Below are 18,024 nucleotides of genomic sequence, written 5' to 3'. Positions count from 1 at the left end.
TGATTCAAAGGAGAACCATGCGCGGCGCCCCACACATCCTCCCGGCCGCGGCGGTCGCCGCACTTCTGGCCCTCAGCGGCTGCAGCGCAGGCAGCGATGATCCCGACAGCCAGACGCTGCGCATCATCTACCAGAAGGCCGGCGACGTCTCCCCGCTCGACACCCTCATGCAGGCCACCAAGGAACAGTTCGAGGCCGCCAATGAGGGCGTGACCGTCGAACTCGAACCCGTTGAAGGCACCGACGAGGACTACAACACCCGCCTCGCGCTGTCGCAGCGCTCGCCGGACACAGCTCCCGATGTCTTCTACGAGGACACCTTCCGCCTCCGCTCCGACGTGGAGGCCGGCTACCTGCTGCAGCTCGACGAGCACCTCGCTGGCTGGGACGAGTGGGCCAGCTTCAATGACGCCGCGAAGGAAGCAGGAAAGGCCGACGACGGCGGCACCTACGCGGTGCCCCTCGGCACCGACACGCGGGTCATCTGGTACAACAAGCAGGTGCTCCAGGAAGCTGGGGTGGACGTCCCGTGGCAGCCCGAATCCTGGGAAGACATCCTGGACATGGCGCGGACGGTCAAGGAGAAGCAGCCGGATTCAGTGCCGTTCAGCATGTACGCGGGAACCGGCACGGGTGAGGGAACCGTGATGCAGAGTTTCTACGAGCTGCTGTACGGGACCCAGAGCGGCGGGCTGTATGACGAGGAAGCGCAGAAATGGGTGGCGGGGTCTGACGGCTTTGTCGATTCGCTCGCATTCCTGAAGACGCTCTACGACGAGGAACTCGCAGTCACCCCCGCTGAGGCACTGGACCCGAACGTGTGGCAGACGGTCATCGGCACGCTGTTACCCGAGAACCAGATGGGCGCAACGGTTGAAGGCTCCTACGCGCCGTCGTTCTGGCAGGAAGGCGGCCAGTTCGAGTGGGCAGAATACGGGGACGTCATGGGCGTCACGCCGTTCCCCACGCAGGACGGGCAGCAGCCTGGGGGCGTGAGCATGTCCGGCGGGTGGACGCTGGCGGTGGGTGCGGGCAGTGAGAACCCGGACCTCGCCTTCGAGTTCCTCACCACCGCGATGAACCAGGAGAACCTGCTGCAGTACACGGTGGACAATTCGCAGATTGCAGTCCGGACCGACATCGCTGAGGATTCCACGTACCTGGAAGCGAACCCGTTTGTGGAGGACGTGTCGGCCGTAGTGGACGTCACGCATTACCGGCCTGCTACGTCGGAGTACGCCGAAATCTCCACAGCGGTCCAGGAAGCTACCGAAGCCGTGATCACCGGTGGAGCATCACCGGAGGAAGCAGCAGCAACCTTCGACGAACGGCTCAGGTCCATCGTCGGTGAAGAGAACGTGGTGGAGGACTAGTCATCTCCCAGACCACGGCGTCCGGAAGGACCATAAGGCAGGAACGGGAGGGCAACGGGCGGGCCTCCCGCACCGCTTCCTTCCTGAAGTTCATCCCCCTGCTTCCGGCGAGTATCCTGATCGGGATTTTCCTGGCCGGGCCCATCCTCTGGTCCTTCTACGGCTCGTTCACCAACGCCGCGCTCACTGGCGCCAACGCCAAGAACCCCGAGTGGGTGGGGTTCCAGAACTACACCGATCTATTCGCAGATCCGCTGTTCCCGCAGTCTTTGCTGCTCACCGTCGTTTTCGTGCTGGTGTCCGCGGTGATCGGGCAGAACCTGCTCGGCCTTGGTCTGGCGCTGCTCATGCGGCGGGCGCACAAGAAAGTTGCCGCCGTCGTCGGTGTCGGTGTGGTTGCGGCGTGGGTGCTGCCGGAAATCGTGGCGGCGTTCGTGGCGTATGCGTTCTTCTTCCGCGACGGGACGCTGAACCAGCTGACCGGTTTCGCTGGCCTGCCGGCCGTCGACTGGCTGTTCGAGCACCCGATGCTCGCGATCATCCTCGCCAACATCTGGCGCGGGGCGGCGTTTTCGATGATGGTGTACCAGGCGGCGCTGAACGACGTACCGAGCGAAGTCACTGAAGCTGCCGAGATTGACGGCGCCGGCGGGGTGAAGTCACTCATATTCGTGACGGTGCCGATGATCCGCCGCAGCATCGCGACCAACCTGATGCTCATCACCCTGCAGACCCTCGCAGTGTTCACGCTGATCTACGTCATGACCGCAGGCGGGCCGACTAACCGCAGCACCACCCTGCCGATCATGGCGTACGAGGAAGCCTTCCGTTACAGCGACATCGGCTACGGTACGGCCATCGCCGTCGTCATGCTCATCATCGGTGCGGCGTTTTCGCTGGCGTACATCCGCCTGCTCCGGGAGCGCAGGCCATGACGGTGTCTACACGAACGACGACGACGGCGGCACCCGGCTCCGGCTCCGTTGGGTCGGCGCCTGCTGCGCGGGTGCGCAGGGGTGCGCCGAGCTGGACCGCGACCGCGGTGCTGGCCGTGATCGGGCTGTGTTTCGTTGTGCCGCTGAGCTGGCTGGTACTGGCGTCCCTCGATGCGGAGGCGACGTACCGGACTGCCGTGCCGTCGTCGTTCTCGCTGGCGAACTTCACTGCCATCCTGACGCCGGAGCAGACGTTCCTTCCGTTGCTGAACAGCCTCATTCTGTCCGGCGGTTCGGCGCTGATCACCGTGGTCGCCGCGGTGCTTGCCGCTTACCCGCTGTCCCGGTTCCGCACGCGCTTCAACCGGCCATTCCTCTACACCGTTCTGTTCGGGACGTGTTTGCCGATCACCGCGATCATGGTCCCCGTGTACAGCCTGTTTGTGCAGCTGAACCTGCTCGATTCGCTCGTGGCCACCACGTTCTTCATGGCCGCGACATCACTGCCGATGGCCATCTGGATGACCAAGAACTTCATGGATTCGGTACCCGTTTCGCTGGAGGAAGCGGCATGGGTGGACGGGGCGTCATCCATGAAAGCGCTGTGGCACATAGTGGTTCCGTTGATGCGGCCGGGCCTCGGCGTCGTCTTCATTTTCGTGTTCATCCAGGCGTGGGGGAACTTCTTCGTGCCGTTCATCCTGCTGTTCTCGCTCGAAAATCAGCCTGCAGCGGTGAGTATTTTCCAGTTCTTCGGCCAGTTCGGGACGGTTGCGTACGGCCAGCTCGCTGCCTTCTCGATCCTCTATGCGTTGCCGGTGATCGTCCTGTACATCCTCGTCTCGCGTGTGTTCGGCGGCTCGTTCGCCATGTCCGGCGCCTTGAAAGGTTAGGTTCATGCACGACAACCGACTGCTCGTCGAAGCGCGGATCCTCCGGTTCCTGAACGAACGGCTTACGCCTGCCGTGTGGCCGGTTTCGGTGCCGTTGGAGGTTTCGGTGTGGGAGGCGCCGGGGGAGCCGGTGCCGTTTGCTGCGGCGGCCGATTCGCCGTTCTCGCCGTTTGTTGTCGGTTCTTCGTGGGGGAGTCCGTGGGGGACAACCTGGTTCAGGTTCTCCGGGACGGTGCCGGAGGAATGGTCTGTTTCTTCCTTCACCTTCGAGGCTCTGGTGGACCTCGGATTCACGACGACGATGCCCGGCTTCCAGGCCGAAGGCCTCGTGTACGCGCCGGACGGGCGGGTGATCAAGGCGCTCGAACCGCTGAACATGTGGGTGCCGCTGTCCGGTTTGGCGGGCTCGCCTGGCTCCCGGGTGGGGTTTTACGTTGAGGCGGCTTCAAATCCGAACGTGATCGAGAACTTCGACTATCAGCCGACCGCGTTGGGATCGTTGTCTACTGCCGGAACCGATCCGCTGTACACGTTCCGCCGGGCCGAGATCGCCCTGTTCGATCGCGGGGCATGGGAGCTGGGGCAGGACGTATGGACGCTGAACGGTCTGATGCACGAGTTGCCTGTGGACCTGCCGCGCCGGCACGAAATCCTGCGGGCGCTCGAAAAGGCGGTTAACGCCGTCGACCCTTCCAACGTGTCCGGGACTGCCGCGGCGGGGCGGGAATGTCTCGCCGGGGTACTGGCGTCGCCCGCGTATGCGAGCGCGCACCGGCTCCACGCCGTCGGGCACGCGCATATCGACAGTGCCTGGTTGTGGCCGGTGCGGGAGACCGTGCGGAAGGTGGCCCGGACGTTCTCGAACGTGCTTGAGCTGATGGACCGGGATCCGGACTTTGTGTTTGCGGCGTCGTCGGCGCAGCAATATGCGTGGCTGAAGTCTTCCTTCCCCGCGTTGTTTGAGCGGGTTGCCGAGAAGGTGCGGTCCGGGCAGTTCGTCCCCGCTGGCGGAATGTGGGTGGAGTCCGACACGAATATGCCCGGCGGCGAGGCGCTGGCACGGCAGTTCGTTGCGGGGAAGCGGTTCTTCCTTGAGAACTTCGGGGTGGAGCCGCTCGATGTGTGGTTGCCGGATTCGTTTGGATACTCGGCCGCGTTGCCGCAAATTGTTGAGGCAGCCGGATCGAAGTGGTTTCTGACGCAGAAGATTTCGTGGAACGAGACGAACGCCTTCCCGCATCACACGTTCCAGTGGGAGGGTATCGACGGGACGCGGGTCTTCACGCATTTCCCGCCGGTGGATACCTATAACTCGGAGCTGTCCGGCCGGGATCTGGCCCGGGCGCAGCGGCAGTACCGGGAGAAGGGGGCCGCGAACACGTCGCTGGTTCCGTTCGGTTGGGGCGACGGCGGTGGCGGGCCCACCCGCGAGATGCTGGCAGCAGCGTCCCGCACGGCGTCGCTTGAGGGTTCGCCGATGGTGACGTTGTCTTCGCCGTCCCGGTTCTTCTCGGAAGCGGAGGCTGAGTATCCGGATGCGCCGGTGTGGTCCGGGGAGTTGTACCTGGAGTTTCACCGCGGGACGTACACGTCCCAGGCGCGAACCAAAAAGGGGAACCGGCGCAGCGAGCACCTGCTGCGTGAGGCGGAACTGTGGTGTTCATTGGCTGCCGTGCGGGCTGGGTTTGAGTACCCGTATGATGCGCTCGAATCCGCCTGGCACACCGTCCTGCTGCAGCAGTTCCACGATATCCTGCCCGGGTCCTCGATTGCGTGGGTGCATGAGGAGGCGGAGCGTCACTATGCTTCGGTTGCCTTGTTGCTGGAGTCCCTGATTTCGTCTTCACTAGCTGCGTTGCTGGGGACTGGTTCTGCTACTGCGGCTTTGAACGCCGGACCGTACGACGTCGGCGGTGTGCCTGCGCTGGGATGTGGAGTTCCGTCGTCGTCTGCTGCCTTTGAACCGGTCCGTATGGGCTCATCGTGGCTGTTGGAGAGTCCGTCACTGCGGTTGACGGTGGACCCGCAGGGGCTGTTCACCTCGCTGGTCGCCGTGTCTGAATCCGGTGACCGGGAGGTCATACCGGAGGGGACGCGCGGGAACGTGTTCCAGTTGTTCCGTGACACGCCGAACCAGTGGGATGCGTGGGACATTGATGAGCATTACAAGTTCAACGTCACCGAGCTGACCGATGCCGTGTCGATTGACGTGGTGGGCGCGGTGCTGCGGGTGGAGCGGGTGTTCGGGAAGTCACGGTTGGTGCAGCGGATTGCGCTGAGTGGCGACGGGACGGCGGTGGATCTGTCGGTTGAGGTTGACTGGCACGAGCAGCAGAAGCTGATGAAGCTCGCGTTCCCGGTGGATGTGTTGGCGGATCGGGCTTCCTCGGAGATCCAGTTTGGACATGTGCACCGGCCGACGCATTCGAATACGTCCTGGGATGCCGCGCGGTTTGAGACGGTTGCTCACCGGTGGGTGCACGTGGGGGAGCCGGGCTTCGGGGTGTCACTGGCGAACGATTCGACGTACGGTCACGACATCACGCGTGCTGCGACCCCTGCCGGTACTGCCTACACCTTGCTCCGTGGGTCGGTGCTGCGTGGGCCGTTGTTTCCCGATCCGCAGTCAGATCAGGGTGCGCACTCTTTCGAGTTTTCGTTGCGGCCTGGTTCTTCCATTGCCGATGCGGTCGCAGCGGGGTACCGGTTGAACCTGCCGGTGCGAACGGTGTCGGGGGTGGCGTCGTCGCCGGTTGTGCCTGCGTTTGCGGTGGACAACCCGGCTGTGGTGGTGGAGGCGGTGAAGTTGGCGGAGGACCGGAGTGGCGACGTCGTCGTCCGCTTGTATGAGGCGTTCGGTGGGCGGGCGTCAGCCCTGGTGTCGCCCGGATTTTCTTATGTGTCGGTTGGCGTTACGGACCTGCTGGAGCGTCCGGTTGAGGCGGACTTCATGCAAGCCAACGACTCATCACCAGCAAACGACGCCGGTGTGCGGCTTTCACTGCGCCCGTTCCAGTTGGTGACGTTGAGGTTTGTGCTGGCTGACGCTGGCCGTCACTTGCACTCTAGGCAGCAGTAGCGAAATGTGCGATCACTGAATTGGAGAAACTAATGGGGGAAAGTGCGTTCCCAGTGGATTATCGAGAGTGGGACTGGCTGCCTGACGCAGCGGCAGAAAGCGGAGCGTACCTGGATCGGCTCCTCACTGAGGCTGCGATAAAAGCTCACTCTGTGTCCGCTCGGGCAAAGTCGATCAGGTCCTTCCAGGACAAGTGCCAACGCAAGGCCTACTCCGATCCGTTGCGGGAGGTCACCGACACAGTTGCGGTAAGAATCATCACCTACTCAGTCACCGACCAGAAGCGTGCTGTTGAAATCATTCGTGACCGTTTCATGGTCAAGGAAGATGCCAACCCCGGTGAGGCGAAGGACCAACGACGGCGTGGATACGACTGTCACCACTTCGTCATCACCGGCGAAGCGTCGGAGGTCGACCGAGGCTGGTTGATCGCAGGGGGAAAGTTAACGCGATACTTTGACAGGTTTGGGGGCCTGGAAATTCAGGTTCGAACCGTTGCTGCCCATGCGTGGGCAGAATTCGAGCACGCGCGGCGGTACAAAGGTCAGTCATACCAAGCGATTAGCGAACATGATCAAGAGACGATTGACCAGCTATTCGGTGCTGCCTCTGACGCACGAAGAGCCCTTGATGAGACCTTCGCTGCGATCGATCGAGTGCTCGCCAATCCGACCTTATCCACGGCGGATGCAAGAACCATGGAAGACGCCGTGCAAGACAACGCTGCCGGTGAATCCATACAACAAGAGGACCGAGAGGGAGATTGCACCCCTGTAGGAATAGCAAGTCTTCGGGCCTATCTTGCCGATCGGTTTCCGGAGGACGGGGAAGCTACCGACGCCGGCATACAGTTTGCCTGTGAACTGGTGCGTGCGAGCGGATTGGAATCGATTGAAGCTTTGTCTCGTGCCCTTGAAGCGATCGACGGCGATCAAGTTAGACGACTGATGGACGCTACCATTTCCGTCACCAGAGTAAGGCGCCTCGATGACGAGCTCCTTGCCCGATTCGGAGAAGTTTATATTCAGGCAACGGGCGCCATCGGAACCGTCCGGAAACGTGATCAGCAGCTCGAATGGCGGTACGACCGTCTCCGCGCAAAAGTTGGCTATAGCACCTATGAAATTACCGGAGCAGACTGTCCTGAGAGACTCGAAGGCGTTCTCCTCCCGGCGGCCCGGGCTGTGCGTGAAGTGGTACAGCTTCTCGCTGAGAAGAAGGGACCAGGGGTGGCACTCATCGATGACGCCGTGGGCGAATCAGCCGATGCCTTGCAATCTTCAACACGGCCGAAGGTGGTTTCGCTCCGTAACGGTCACTCGCTGTGGGTTGCGTCAAACCTTCGCCGTGAATCCTCTGAGGCACTGCTAATCGAGCTTCTCCGTCGCTGCGAGGAACTCGACCTCCGCGTGCACAGTAATGGTCGCGAGGTAGCCTCAACACCCGCCATTTTTTGATCGCCGGTTAGCTGTTGCTCTGCTTCCGGACAACATAGGTACCGCCGGCTGCGACGAGCAGGATGAAGCTGCCGCCGTGTGTTCTCGTCATCAGTGTCATCCTCGGCAGCTGGAGCAGGAGCTTCTTGCTCCACAAGCGTTCCACTCGAAACTCGATCCACTTCCCCGGCTAGTAACTGTGTGGACTTCGCTGTCCATGTTGACGACTGTGACTGTGGCTCCCGGTGCAACTGGGCCGGATACTGTGTACGCGAGTAAACGAAGAGAGGGGCGGCAACCAACTCCGCGGTCGCCGCCCCTTCCCAAATCCCTAGTTACTCGGAACGATTGTTCTGCTCAGCCAGAGTGTCCCAGAATGAGGTATCCGCAGTCGCAATCGACCCGTCCGCAATCGCCGAAACGGTCGCGTCGAGCGTGGTGACCGTCTGCTTGATCAGGTAACCGTTGCTCTTCTGGCCGAGAATCGCCCACTCACCCTCGTGATCCGACATGCCACGCATCTCGAACAAGAGCGTCGAAATCCCGTACTCGACCGCAATGCCGTTACGGCTGATCGTCTCGGCAGTTCCACCAACGTATTTGCCAAGGTGGCCCCAACCGGTGGAGTCGACGGCGTCGAACACCACGGCACCTAGGCGCTTCGAACCCTCGAGCACGGCAGGGTCGACGTTCGGCGTCGTGGGGTGAAGGATCGAACCGGAAACCAGCTCTCCGTCACGTTCACTGTTCGTGCCCTGATGATGCAGGTCAATCATGTAATCGATGTCGTACTTCTGCATCACGTTCTCGTGAAGTGCCTGCGTTTCAGGCTGCACCTTGGCGACGTGGTCGCGGTTCAGGTCCACCCCGACGGCGTTATACCGGGTGAGGTGCCGGTCCCCCTTCGCGATGTAGTCATCAAGTGAAAAGTTGACGTCACCCATTGCACCATCAGCGTTCAGCATGGGGACAATCAGCACGTTCACGTTGTCGAGCACGTCCCCGGTCTTCCCGGACCCGAGATGCTTGATGAACTCAAGCGCCCCCTCGGTGGTCAGCTGCTCGTTGCCGTGCTGCTGGGTGAGGAACAGGATCGTCGGATTGGCAGGGTCCGAGATGTACTTGGCGAGGTACAAATCACGACCCTTCACAGACTGGCCGATCACCTCAACCTCCAATGCCTCCTGCTTGGCGTCCTGGGTCTGGAGGTACTTCGCCACCTCGTCATAGGTGCGCAGAATCGACGTATTGATGGACTCGTTGCCGTTGTATCCCGGCCCTTCGCCGACCGCAAAAGTCGGTGCCGCCGTCGTGATCGAGGCGACGGCGAGCGCGCCGCTCAGCGCGGCAGCTGCGAGTGATTTCTTCATTGAGTGTCCTTTCTCGGTGTGATGAATCGGGTGATGAGCGAACTGTTAGAACGACGCCGGGATGGTTCCTGCATAGTCGGTGCTGTAGCCAGTGACCGGTGCGTGCGGGATTTCCTCCCAGATTTCCGGGTCAACCTGCTGCACTTCCTCGGTTGCAAGGCCGAACAGAAGCGACTTCATGGCCAGGACGTTCTGCTGGATGCTCTTGCCGCGCGCCTTCTGGCCGAGGCTGCCGTCGCTGGTGTTGCCCGAAGTCTCGAAGAAGACCACCGGGTTGGAATGTCCGGTCGGGTTGAGGCCCTGGTAGTTCAGGCCGAGCATCATTGCCGAGACCACACCGCCCTTGATATCGATCTCGAGCCCGTTGCCCACCTGGTAACGGTCCATATTGATGAAGCCGTACTTCGAGAGGTCCTGGTAGACGTAGCCGTGCATCTGGCGGGTTAGGACGTCGTACGCCCCACCCTGCAGTCCGGGAAGGGTAGGCCCACCCGGCGCAAGCGAGATGCCGAGCGACAACGTGACGTCATCGCCCGTTTCGTACTGCCGTTTGAGCCCCTGGTGGTGAATGTCGATGCCGTACTCGGGTTTCACCATCGTCCAATACTCGTAGAACGCAAGTGACTCATCAGCCTCGAACTTGTCCGCCACCCAGTCACGGTTCAGGTCGATCCGGCGCTCGTTACCATTGGCATCGCGCAGCGGCTCACCGGTTACATCGTCGTACAGTACCGTCTGGCGGATATTCAGCTCACTGCCATCCGGGTTGTACATCGGGATGAAGTGGATGGTGAACGCGTCACGGATTTCCTGGTAGTCCGCGGAGCCGTTGGTGCCCAGATCCTTCAGGAGGGTGAGGATGGACTCCGCGCCATACGGCTCATTACCGTGGATGCGGCCCTGCACCCAGACGTCCTCCGGTCCGTTGCCGACGGTCGCGACATAGAGCTCGCGCCCCTGTTCGCTCTTGTTGACCTCGGTTCCAGCCTCCTCAAGCGTGAAGACGTCCACGGCATACCGGCTGGTGCGCTCAAGCTTGGTGAGCTCACGGATGGTGTCCTCATAAGTGAGGATGCTCGCCGTGTTCGTGTTGCCTTTGGGGGAGGGGAAGTTGGCGTCGGCGACGGCGGGCGGTCCAACGAGCAGCGGCGCAGCCAAGGCGGCGGTGCCGAGGAGTGCCAGGGTGGAATAGAAATTGAACGGTTTTCCCATGGTGGTGCCTCCAGGAAGATCTCAGATGAGTGGTCTCCCGACGTTACTTCCGGCAAGCAACTTGTTCTAGGGGTTTGCCAATATTGGTTGAATTTCGCCCTGAGGTCTTGACCAAAGTGCCTATTAGATGCTTATTGCCCGAGACATGAAAATGGCCCCCGGTGCGGATGTTCCGCGACTAGGGGCCACTTTTGAAGGCGCGTTACGGAGCGCCGGTGACTGCTGGTGCCGGCTCGCGAGCAACCTCAGCTTCAGGGGCTACAGCAGCGCCCGACGGCGCAGAATTGCCACACGTGAACGTGAAGGTTCCGTCCGCCTGAACGGTCTTCACGATGGACGCCACAGGCACGACGACGGCGGCAGAACCCAAGGCGGCAGCTTCCGCGCCGACGATTTCATCGCCTGTCGCGAACAGGGCGTCAGCACCAGGAGCGCAATAATCGGTCGGCTCCGGCTCGGGCGTTGTGGGCAGGGGATCCGGCTCTGGTGCTGGCTCACCGGATGGGGGAGGCTCGGCCGGTTCGCTGGTTGCGGGAGGCTTAGTGGGTTCGTCCGTGGCTGGTGGCTCGGTCGGTTCGCTGGTTGCGGGAGGCTTAGTGGGTTCGTCCGTGGCTGGTGGCTCGGTCGGTTCGCTGGTTGCCGGAGGCTTAGTGACTTCGTCCGTGGCTGGTGGCTTGGTCAGTTCACCCGTGGCCGGCGGCCTCGATGCGTCCGGAGACGGCTTCGCAGAGGGCTTCTGGCTGGGCTTGGCTGAAGGCTTCTCAGATGGTTTCTCGCTCGGCTTCTTGCTCGGTTTCTCAACCTTGGGAGCCTCAGACTGCTTAGCTGCAGCGTCAACCGAATTTGGCGACGGTGTGGCCAGCGGTTCGATCGGCCCGCTTGCGGCAAGGTAGGCAACCCAGGCTTTCTCGCCATCGGCCTCGTTGCCGCCACCGGGACCGAAGCTCACCAGCTTTGGCAGGTCTACTGGTCCGCTGCCATCCAGTGCGGTCAGCTTCCACTTTGCCGGGTCGGTGTGTTCGCCATCGAGGATGGTCTCGAAGTGCAGGTGGCATCCGGTGGACATTCCGGAGGTTCCAACCGTGGCGATGACCTGGCCGGCGCCGACCTCATCCCCCTTCTTGACGGCGATTCCCTCAAGGTGGTTGTAGGTGGTGACAAGGCCGTTTCCGTGATCGATTTCCACGCGGTTGCCGCCGCCCCAGGGGTGCCAGCCGATGGCCCGCACCAGGCCGGCGTCAGCCGAGAAGACCCGGGTGCCGCAGGGGGCTGCGAAGTCCTGGCCGGTGTGGAACTCACCGTGTTCTCCGGTGATGGGGCTGGTTCGGTAACCGAAGGACGAGCTCGCATTCAGGAACTGAAGCGGAGCAATCAGCGTGCCCGTGCCAGGGCGCTCCATGGTGCCGCGTACCTGGGTCTCAGAGCCGCGCTCGGAGGCCTTGGGAGATGCTGGGACCTGCTGCCCGGGGACCAGGGAGTCAACCTGCCCGTAAGGTGATGCGGTCCAGGGAAGTTCGAGGACCTGCTCGCCGACGATGCCGGTTGGTTGATCCGTTTCCGAGACGCTCGCTACGCCCTGAGCCTGGATGGAGCCGTTTGCGTCAAGCTTTGAGATGCTGCTGCCCGAATAGCCACTGGAGTAGATGACAGCCAGCGCCAAGCCGACACTGAGGGTTGACCTCAGCGCTCGGCGGCGCCGAACGTTTGACGTTTCCGGGCCAGATATTGGCCTGACTTCAGTCACAAGTTGCTCTCCATGTGTTTCCCCCAAAGAACTGTCAGCAGCGAGTGCGGAAAGAAATCCGAGCTGCCAGAAAAATCCGGGTGCCCCTCTAGAGGCGTCGCGTTACAAGTACGTGGTTCAGCCTACTGGCCAAATCGTTATGTAGATAGAGTGCGGTGGTTGTCCTGTGGAAACCTTGAGCATATTCACAGGGTACGTCTTCCTGCTCGAATATACGCTGGAAGGAGCACAAAAAAGCAGAAATCAGGCTGGCGCGACCACCTGCCACGCGTCACACACGGTCTCCCAGCTTTTGTCAACAAACGGCCCCATCAGCTCGCCGTCGTTGCTCACGCGAAAGCCGTTCCCATCAATTGCGGTTACCTCAACTGTCTGTCCCCTGCCGATGCGGACATCGCTGCGCTTCGCGTGGTCGCCGTCCTTCAGCCCGAGCGCATAGCCCACCCGGGCAGCCGGTCCAACGGACTCCCACAGAACGACGTCGACAAAACCATCGTGCGGGTTGGCGTTGGGAATGAGCCGAGCGCCTCCACCGACGGTGCCGCCCAGGCCCAGGGCGGCCATCAGTAACGGCCGCGTTCCGTCGTGCAGCAACTCGCCATCCACATGAACGCTCAAGTGCCAGCCGGGGGACGAGACACCCGCCGCCACCGCACCCAGCGGGTAGCCAAGCTTTCCCATCTTGAACCTGGACAGCTTCTTCTTCGCTGCAGCACCCTTCGCCGCGGCGTCCGCACCGATGCCCACGTGGACCGCGTTCACCGCAACCCGGTCTTCGCTCACCAGCAATTCCATGGTGCGGGCAGTTCCCGTCAGCACACCCTCCGCTGCCTTCAACGCGTCCAACGGAAGATTGAGCGACCGGGCGAGGTCGTTTCCCGTACCCACGGGAACGATCCCGATGGGACCCGCAGCCTCAAGGGCCCCTTTTGTATAAAGGCACTGCACCGCCGCGTGGATGGAACCGTCACCGCCAAGCAACACCAGCCGGCGTCCGTCCAGACCGTCCAGCACCGAGGAGAGCTCTTCGAGGTCGTCCGTTTTTGCAAGCTCGAACGACGTGCCGTGCCGCCGCGCATGAGTGTCGAAAAAGGAAGCGACGGCGTCAACACCGCGCCTGGACGCCGTTCCAGCGGAGGAATTAACGACCGCCAACATGCCCTGATGCATGGATTCTCTTACCTGGCTTCACGCCTAGAGGAGGAAATGAGCCAATTGGCTAGGACCATCGTACGCCGGGCTCAGGACGAGGCGATTGCCGCCGTCGTACCCTCTGTCAAAGCCAGCAAATCGGCGGGCGCCAGCTCGATCTCCATGCCCCTTCGCCCTCCGGAGACAACGATCGTCTCGAATTCCAGCGCCGATTCGTCGAGCACCAGCGGGCTCCGCTGCCTCTGGCCAAGGGGCGAGATGCCGCCGAGCACGTAACCGGTTCGCCGCTGTGCGGCAGCCGGATCAGCCATGCCAGCGCGCTTGCCCCCGCAGGCGGTGCCCATCGCCTTGAAATTCAGCGTGCGGTTCACGGGTACGACGGCGACGGCCAGTCTGGTGCCGAGGTCCACCATCAGCGTCTTGAACACGCGCGCGGGATCAGCCCCCAATTTTTCGGCAGCCTCGGTTCCGTAATGCTCGGCCGCCGGATCATGCGTATAGGTGAGGATGCGATGGGTGACCCGATGCTTCGCCAACAACACGGTGGCCGGTGTCCCGGTTGTCTCGCGCCGGGCCATCTGGACCTCTCTCACGCAGTTCATTCCAGCAGTTAAATTCCGCACCCAGTATCGCATCGGGGCTTTTCGGCCCACACGGCGGAGCCCCGGACGAGTATCTTTAGGCGGTACCACTTGCGCCGAAAAGGGAACACTTTGCTGAAACTGTTTGAGGGTCCGAGCATCATCTACACGGTGCTCGGCCTCGTCGTATTCGCGGCGGCTCTTCTCCCCCGTCTGCTGCGCCGGGCGCCCATCTCGATGCCGATGGTTTTCCTCGGCGCGGGAGTGGTTATGTTTGCCCTGATCGACTACCTGCCGTCGCCGGATCCCGTGAAGTACGGCGACATCACCACCCACCTTACTGAGGTGTGCGTGATCATCTCCCTGATGGGAGCGGGTCTTGCCCTGGACCGGCCGATCGGCTGGCGGAACTGGTCGACCACGTGGCGGCTCCTCGCGATCGTCATGCCCCTCTGCATCCTCGTCTTTGCGTTTCTGGGGTATGTGTTCCTCGGGCTGGGGCTCGCCAGCGCCATCCTGGTGGCAGCAGCCCTCGCTCCCACCGACCCGGTGCTCGCTTCGGAGGTGCAGGTCGGTGAACCAGCCGACGGTGAGGAAGGATTCGACAAGGAGGACGAAGTCCGTTTCGGACTCACCTCGGAAGCCGGCTTGAATGACGGCCTAGCCTTCCCCTTCGTCTACCTGGCCATTGGCATCAGCCTGGTAGGCGCCGCGCCAAGTGAATGGTTCCCGCAGTGGTTCTTCGTGGACGTGCTGTGGCGCATCGGGTTCGGCATCGTGCTCGGGTACGGCACGGGGAAGCTACTGGGCCGCCTGTTCTTCTCCTCCAAATCCACCACCTTCAAGCTGTCCAACCACTCCGAAGGTTTCGTAGCGCTCGCAGCCACCTTCCTGGCCTACGGAGTCACCGAGACGTTCGAGGGATACGGGTTCATCGCCGTGTTTGTCTGTGCCATCACCATCCGGGCCGCCGAACGGGACCACGGCTACCACCGCGTTCTCCATAGTTACGTCGAACAGCTCGAACGGCTGCTCTCCGTGCTCATCCTGGTTCTGCTCGGCGGCGCAATTTCCCGCGGCTTGCTGGACACGATCGGCTGGACCGACGTCGTACTCGCCCTGGTCTTCCTCCTGCTGGTGCGGCCGCTTGCAGGCTACCTTGGGCTGCTTGGGGGCCAAACCGGAATGCGTGAGAAGGTTGCGCTCGCGTTCTTCGGCGTGCGTGGAATTGGCTCGCTGTATTACATCGGTTACGGCCTGAGTAACGGCGAGTTCACCGCTGAGGCGAACGAGGTCTGGGGATTCGTTGGCCTGGTGGTTTCGCTGTCAGTGGTGCTGCATGGCGTGAGCGCGACGCCAGTGATGCGGGCGTTGGACCGCGTCCGCCGTCGTGAATCGCGGGCCCTGAACAAAGATGACGGCGCTGCCGACACCCATGTCTGACTGGCCCGCACCGGCGCCCCTACGCGGGCGCGTGCTGATGGATCAGGCCTGGCGGGACGCGGTCTTCCTGCACTGGCGGATTCCGGTTGCCACGGCTGCCCGGTTCATGCCGCCCGGCACCGAACCGGACGTGTACGACGGCGATGCCTGGGTTGGGCTGATCGGCTTCCGCATGGTGGGCGCCGGGTTTGGTGCGGGCAATCCCGTTCCGTACTTCGGGTCATTCAACGAGATCAACGTCCGGCTCTACTCAAGGGGGCCTGATGGTGTGCGGGGCGTTGTGTTCCTGACTCTGGATGCGTCGCGGTTGGCAGTTGTTCTCGGTGCCCGTGCCGGCGGCATTCCGTATGTGTGGTCGCGTTGCTTGGTCAGGCAGTCCGGCGGGGAAGTGGGCTACTCGGTGCGAAGGTTCCGTGGGGCATCGTCGGCATTTGCGGTCCGGCCGCTGGACGACGTTGCATCGGATCCGTTGTCCGTCCACCTGACCGCCCGGTTTGGGCTGCACTCGGTCTTCGCGGGGCGCACGCTGTACATCCCGAATACGCATGTTCCGTGGCCGCTTCAGCCCGCACAGTTGTCCCGGTGCGAGGACGGGCTCGTCGCTGCCGCGGGAATTACCGTGGACGGGCCGCCTGAGTCTGTGCTCTACTCGCCGGGCGTGCAGACCCAGTTCGGTATGCCGCGGCGGGTGCGGCAACCCACCTAGTCGGTGAGGAAACCGCTGAGACCGGTGCCGCCGTCGTCGTCGGTCCTGGCGTTCACGGAATCGACCCGGCCGGGAGTGTCGCCGGAGCGCAGCCAACGCACCAACTGCTCCACGGACGACGCCGGCCCGGTCGCCACCACCAGCACCGACCCGTCGGGACGGTTGGTCGCAGAGCCGACGAGGCCAAACTGCTCGGCCCGCTGCCGAGTGCTGTAACGGAAGCCGACGCCCTGGACGTGGCCCGTGACCGTCGCGACCAGCCGGACGGTACTCACGTCAGGCCGGAGGGGCGGATGTTGAGCGACTCGATCGTGGAGTCCCTCGTCGCGTCAACCGCGAGCCGCACCGCTTTGGCCACCTGCGACGGCTGGATCCATGCTTCGGGGGAGTAGTCCTTGCCCTCGAACTCGTGAAGTTCCTGCTGCATGTCGGTGGCGACGCGGCCCGGATGGATGGAGCTGACCCGCACACCGTTGGGCCGTTCTTCCTCGCGCAACGCGTCAGTGAGTGCCCGCAGCGCGAATTTGGTTCCGCTATATACGGAAGACCCTGCGCCGGAACTGTAGCCCGACCCCGAGTTGATCGCGATGACCTGCCCACCCGCTGCCCGCAGCGCCGGCAGCAGCAACCGGGTCAGCCGGGCGACCGCGAAGACGTTGATGTCGAAGCTGTTTCGCCAGGTCTCGTCGTCGAGCTCCGCAATTGTGCCCATCTGCAGCACGCCCGCGGAGTGGATCAGTACGTCGAGCCGGTCAATGCCCGCGACGTCGGCGTTGGTCACCTTGCGCACGTCCACGGCGAACGGCTCAGCCGACGGGTACGACGACGACGCCGCCTCCAGCGCCGCGCGGTCCCGCCCACCGAGGAACAGGTGGTGGGTGGGCGCGAGTTCATCCGCAATGGCACGGCCAATGCCGCGGGATGCTCCGGTGATGAGGGCAACGGGCAGCGGGGAAACCGGTGGAGAAGTCATGGGCAAAATCCTACGGTGCGGGCTGCGGAAACGTTGCCGCAGGAAACGTTAGCCCTAGCGCTGCCGGCTCCAACTTGGCAGGATGGAAAACGATTCAACCCCGCCAACCCGATAGGAAACACCGTGGAATACACGCACCTCGGCCGCTCCGGCCTGTCCGTATCCCGTCTTTGCCTCGGCACCATGAACTTCGGCCCGAAGACCGAGGAAGCCGACTCCCACTCGATCATGGACTCCGCCCACGCCAACGGCATCAACTTCTTCGATACCGCAAACGTCTACGGGTGGGGCGAGAAGAAGGGCTGGACCGAGGAGATCGTGGGCCGCTGGTTCGCGAAGGGTGAAGGACGCCGGGAGAAGACCGTCATCGCCACCAAACTGTACGGCGATATGAATGAGTGGCCCAACGGCGGCAAGCTCTCCGCACTGAACATCCGCCGTGCACTCGATGCCAGCCTCAAGCGCCTGCAGACCGACTACATCGACCTGTACCAGTTCCACCACGTTGACCGCAGCACTCCATGGGACGAGATTTGGCAGGCTATCGACGTCGCAGTTCAGCAGGGCAAGATCCTCTACTCGGGCAGCAGCAACTTCGCCGGCTGGCACATCGCGCAGGCACAGGCCTCCGCAGCTCGCCGCAACTACACGGGCCTGGTGAGTGAGCAGTCCATCTACAACCTGCTCACCCGCACCGTCGAGCTCGAGGTCATTCCCGCCGCACAGGAGTACGGCCTGGGCCTCATCCCGTGGTCGCCGCTGCATGGTGGTCTGCTCGGTGGCGTCCTGAAGAAGCAGGAAGAGGGTGTCCGGCGCATTGAAGGCCGCGCCGCCGAGACGCTCGAGAAGCACCGCGATCAGATCCAGCGCTACGAGGACTTCGCAGACGAGCTCGGTCACAACCCCGGCGATCTCGGCCTTGCCTGGCTCCTCGCGCAGCCCGCCGTCACCGCGCCGATCATCGGGCCGCGCATCCAGGACCAGCTCGACGGCGGTCTTCGCGCCATGGAGATCAAGCTCGACGACGACGCCCTCGCCAAGCTCGACGAAATCTTCCCGGGCCATAAGACCGCCCCGGAAGACTACGCCTGGTAAACACCGAGCACATCGACTCAGCAGAAATAGCT

The 18,024-nt window shown here is 62.8% G+C and carries 15 protein-coding genes; 8 read left to right on the top strand and 7 right to left on the bottom strand.

Annotation, left to right across the window (positions count from 1 at the left end):
* Positions 1-17: 17 nt before the first annotated feature.
* Genes ACWA1U_RS01230 through ACWA1U_RS01210 form a run of 5 tightly spaced genes read left to right on the top strand, consistent with a single transcriptional unit; the run spans position 18 to position 7,737 of the window.
* Positions 18-1,373 (top strand): extracellular solute-binding protein, encoded by a 1,356-nt coding sequence (locus tag ACWA1U_RS01230; RefSeq protein WP_463723527.1) that lies wholly within the window; start codon positions 18-20, stop codon positions 1,371-1,373.
* A gap of 32 nt (positions 1,374-1,405) precedes the next feature.
* Complete coding sequence (locus ACWA1U_RS01225; protein ID WP_463724926.1) at positions 1,406-2,308, top strand: carbohydrate ABC transporter permease; 903 nt, start codon at positions 1,406-1,408, stop codon at positions 2,306-2,308.
* Positions 2,305-3,201, top strand: a complete 897-nt coding sequence (locus ACWA1U_RS01220; protein WP_463723526.1) for a carbohydrate ABC transporter permease — start codon at positions 2,305-2,307, stop codon at positions 3,199-3,201. The genes ACWA1U_RS01225 and ACWA1U_RS01220 overlap by 4 nt, the downstream gene beginning before the upstream one ends.
* A gap of 4 nt (positions 3,202-3,205) precedes the next feature.
* Positions 3,206-6,280 (top strand): alpha-mannosidase, encoded by a 3,075-nt coding sequence (locus ACWA1U_RS01215; RefSeq protein ID WP_463723525.1) that lies wholly within the window; start codon positions 3,206-3,208, stop codon positions 6,278-6,280.
* 32 nt (positions 6,281-6,312) lie between these two features.
* Entirely contained in the window at positions 6,313-7,737 is a 1,425-nt protein-coding gene (locus ACWA1U_RS01210) for a GTP pyrophosphokinase (RefSeq protein WP_463723524.1), read from the top strand.
* A 314-nt stretch (positions 7,738-8,051) separates the two neighbouring features.
* Here the strand turns inward: ACWA1U_RS01210 and ACWA1U_RS01205 are convergent, their stop codons facing one another.
* From ACWA1U_RS01205 to ybaK, 5 genes are all read right to left on the bottom strand, one after another.
* On the bottom strand, positions 8,052-9,086 hold the full coding sequence (locus ACWA1U_RS01205) for a M14 family zinc carboxypeptidase (RefSeq protein WP_463723523.1): 1,035 nt from the start codon (positions 9,084-9,086) through the stop codon (positions 8,052-8,054).
* Positions 9,087-9,131: 45 nt separating this feature from the next.
* Positions 9,132-10,298, bottom strand: a complete 1,167-nt coding sequence (locus ACWA1U_RS01200) for a M14 family zinc carboxypeptidase (protein WP_463723522.1) — start codon at positions 10,296-10,298, stop codon at positions 9,132-9,134.
* A gap of 202 nt (positions 10,299-10,500) precedes the next feature.
* Positions 10,501-11,958, bottom strand: coding sequence for a M23 family metallopeptidase (locus ACWA1U_RS01195; RefSeq protein ID WP_463723521.1), 1,458 nt, complete (start codon positions 11,956-11,958; stop codon positions 10,501-10,503).
* A 327-nt stretch (positions 11,959-12,285) separates the two neighbouring features.
* Positions 12,286-13,200 carry a diacylglycerol/lipid kinase family protein gene (locus ACWA1U_RS01190; protein ID WP_463723520.1) on the bottom strand — a complete coding sequence of 305 codons (915 nt, stop codon included), beginning with the start codon at positions 13,198-13,200 and terminating at the stop codon, positions 12,286-12,288.
* Positions 13,201-13,283: 83 nt separating this feature from the next.
* Positions 13,284-13,772 carry a Cys-tRNA(Pro) deacylase gene (gene ybaK / locus ACWA1U_RS01185; RefSeq protein WP_463724925.1) on the bottom strand — a complete coding sequence of 163 codons (489 nt, stop codon included), beginning with the start codon at positions 13,770-13,772 and terminating at the stop codon, positions 13,284-13,286.
* Between the two features lie 144 nt (positions 13,773-13,916).
* Here ybaK and ACWA1U_RS01180 point away from each other — a divergent pair, with 144 nt between their 5' ends.
* Both ACWA1U_RS01180 and ACWA1U_RS01175 read left to right on the top strand, forming a co-directional pair.
* A complete protein-coding gene (locus tag ACWA1U_RS01180) occupies positions 13,917-15,218 on the top strand; it encodes a cation:proton antiporter (protein ID WP_463724924.1) in 1,302 nt (433 codons plus the stop codon).
* Positions 15,211-15,924 (top strand): YqjF family protein, encoded by a 714-nt coding sequence (locus ACWA1U_RS01175; protein WP_463723519.1) that lies wholly within the window; start codon positions 15,211-15,213, stop codon positions 15,922-15,924. Before ACWA1U_RS01180 ends, ACWA1U_RS01175 begins: the two co-directional genes overlap by 8 nt.
* On the opposite strand, the gene ACWA1U_RS01170 is transcribed toward ACWA1U_RS01175, so the two are convergent.
* Both ACWA1U_RS01170 and ACWA1U_RS01165 read right to left on the bottom strand, forming a co-directional pair.
* Entirely contained in the window at positions 15,921-16,199 is a 279-nt protein-coding gene (locus tag ACWA1U_RS01170; RefSeq protein WP_463723518.1) for an acylphosphatase, read from the bottom strand. The genes ACWA1U_RS01175 and ACWA1U_RS01170 overlap by 4 nt on opposite strands.
* Positions 16,196-16,897 carry an SDR family oxidoreductase gene (locus ACWA1U_RS01165; protein WP_463723517.1) on the bottom strand — a complete coding sequence of 234 codons (702 nt, stop codon included), beginning with the start codon at positions 16,895-16,897 and terminating at the stop codon, positions 16,196-16,198. The genes ACWA1U_RS01170 and ACWA1U_RS01165 overlap by 4 nt, the downstream gene beginning before the upstream one ends.
* 123 nt (positions 16,898-17,020) lie before the next feature.
* Between ACWA1U_RS01165 and ACWA1U_RS01160 the strand changes: the two genes are divergently transcribed.
* Positions 17,021-17,992: an aldo/keto reductase gene (locus ACWA1U_RS01160; RefSeq protein ID WP_463723516.1), complete on the top strand. Its 972-nt coding sequence runs from the start codon at positions 17,021-17,023 to the stop codon at positions 17,990-17,992.
* Positions 17,993-18,024: the final 32 nt, after the last annotated feature.

This window comes from Arthrobacter sp. TRD_SC_6, from assembly GCF_055361185.1.
The sequence above is the reverse complement of the archived record's forward strand: the minus strand, read 5'-3'. Positions and strand labels throughout refer to the sequence as shown.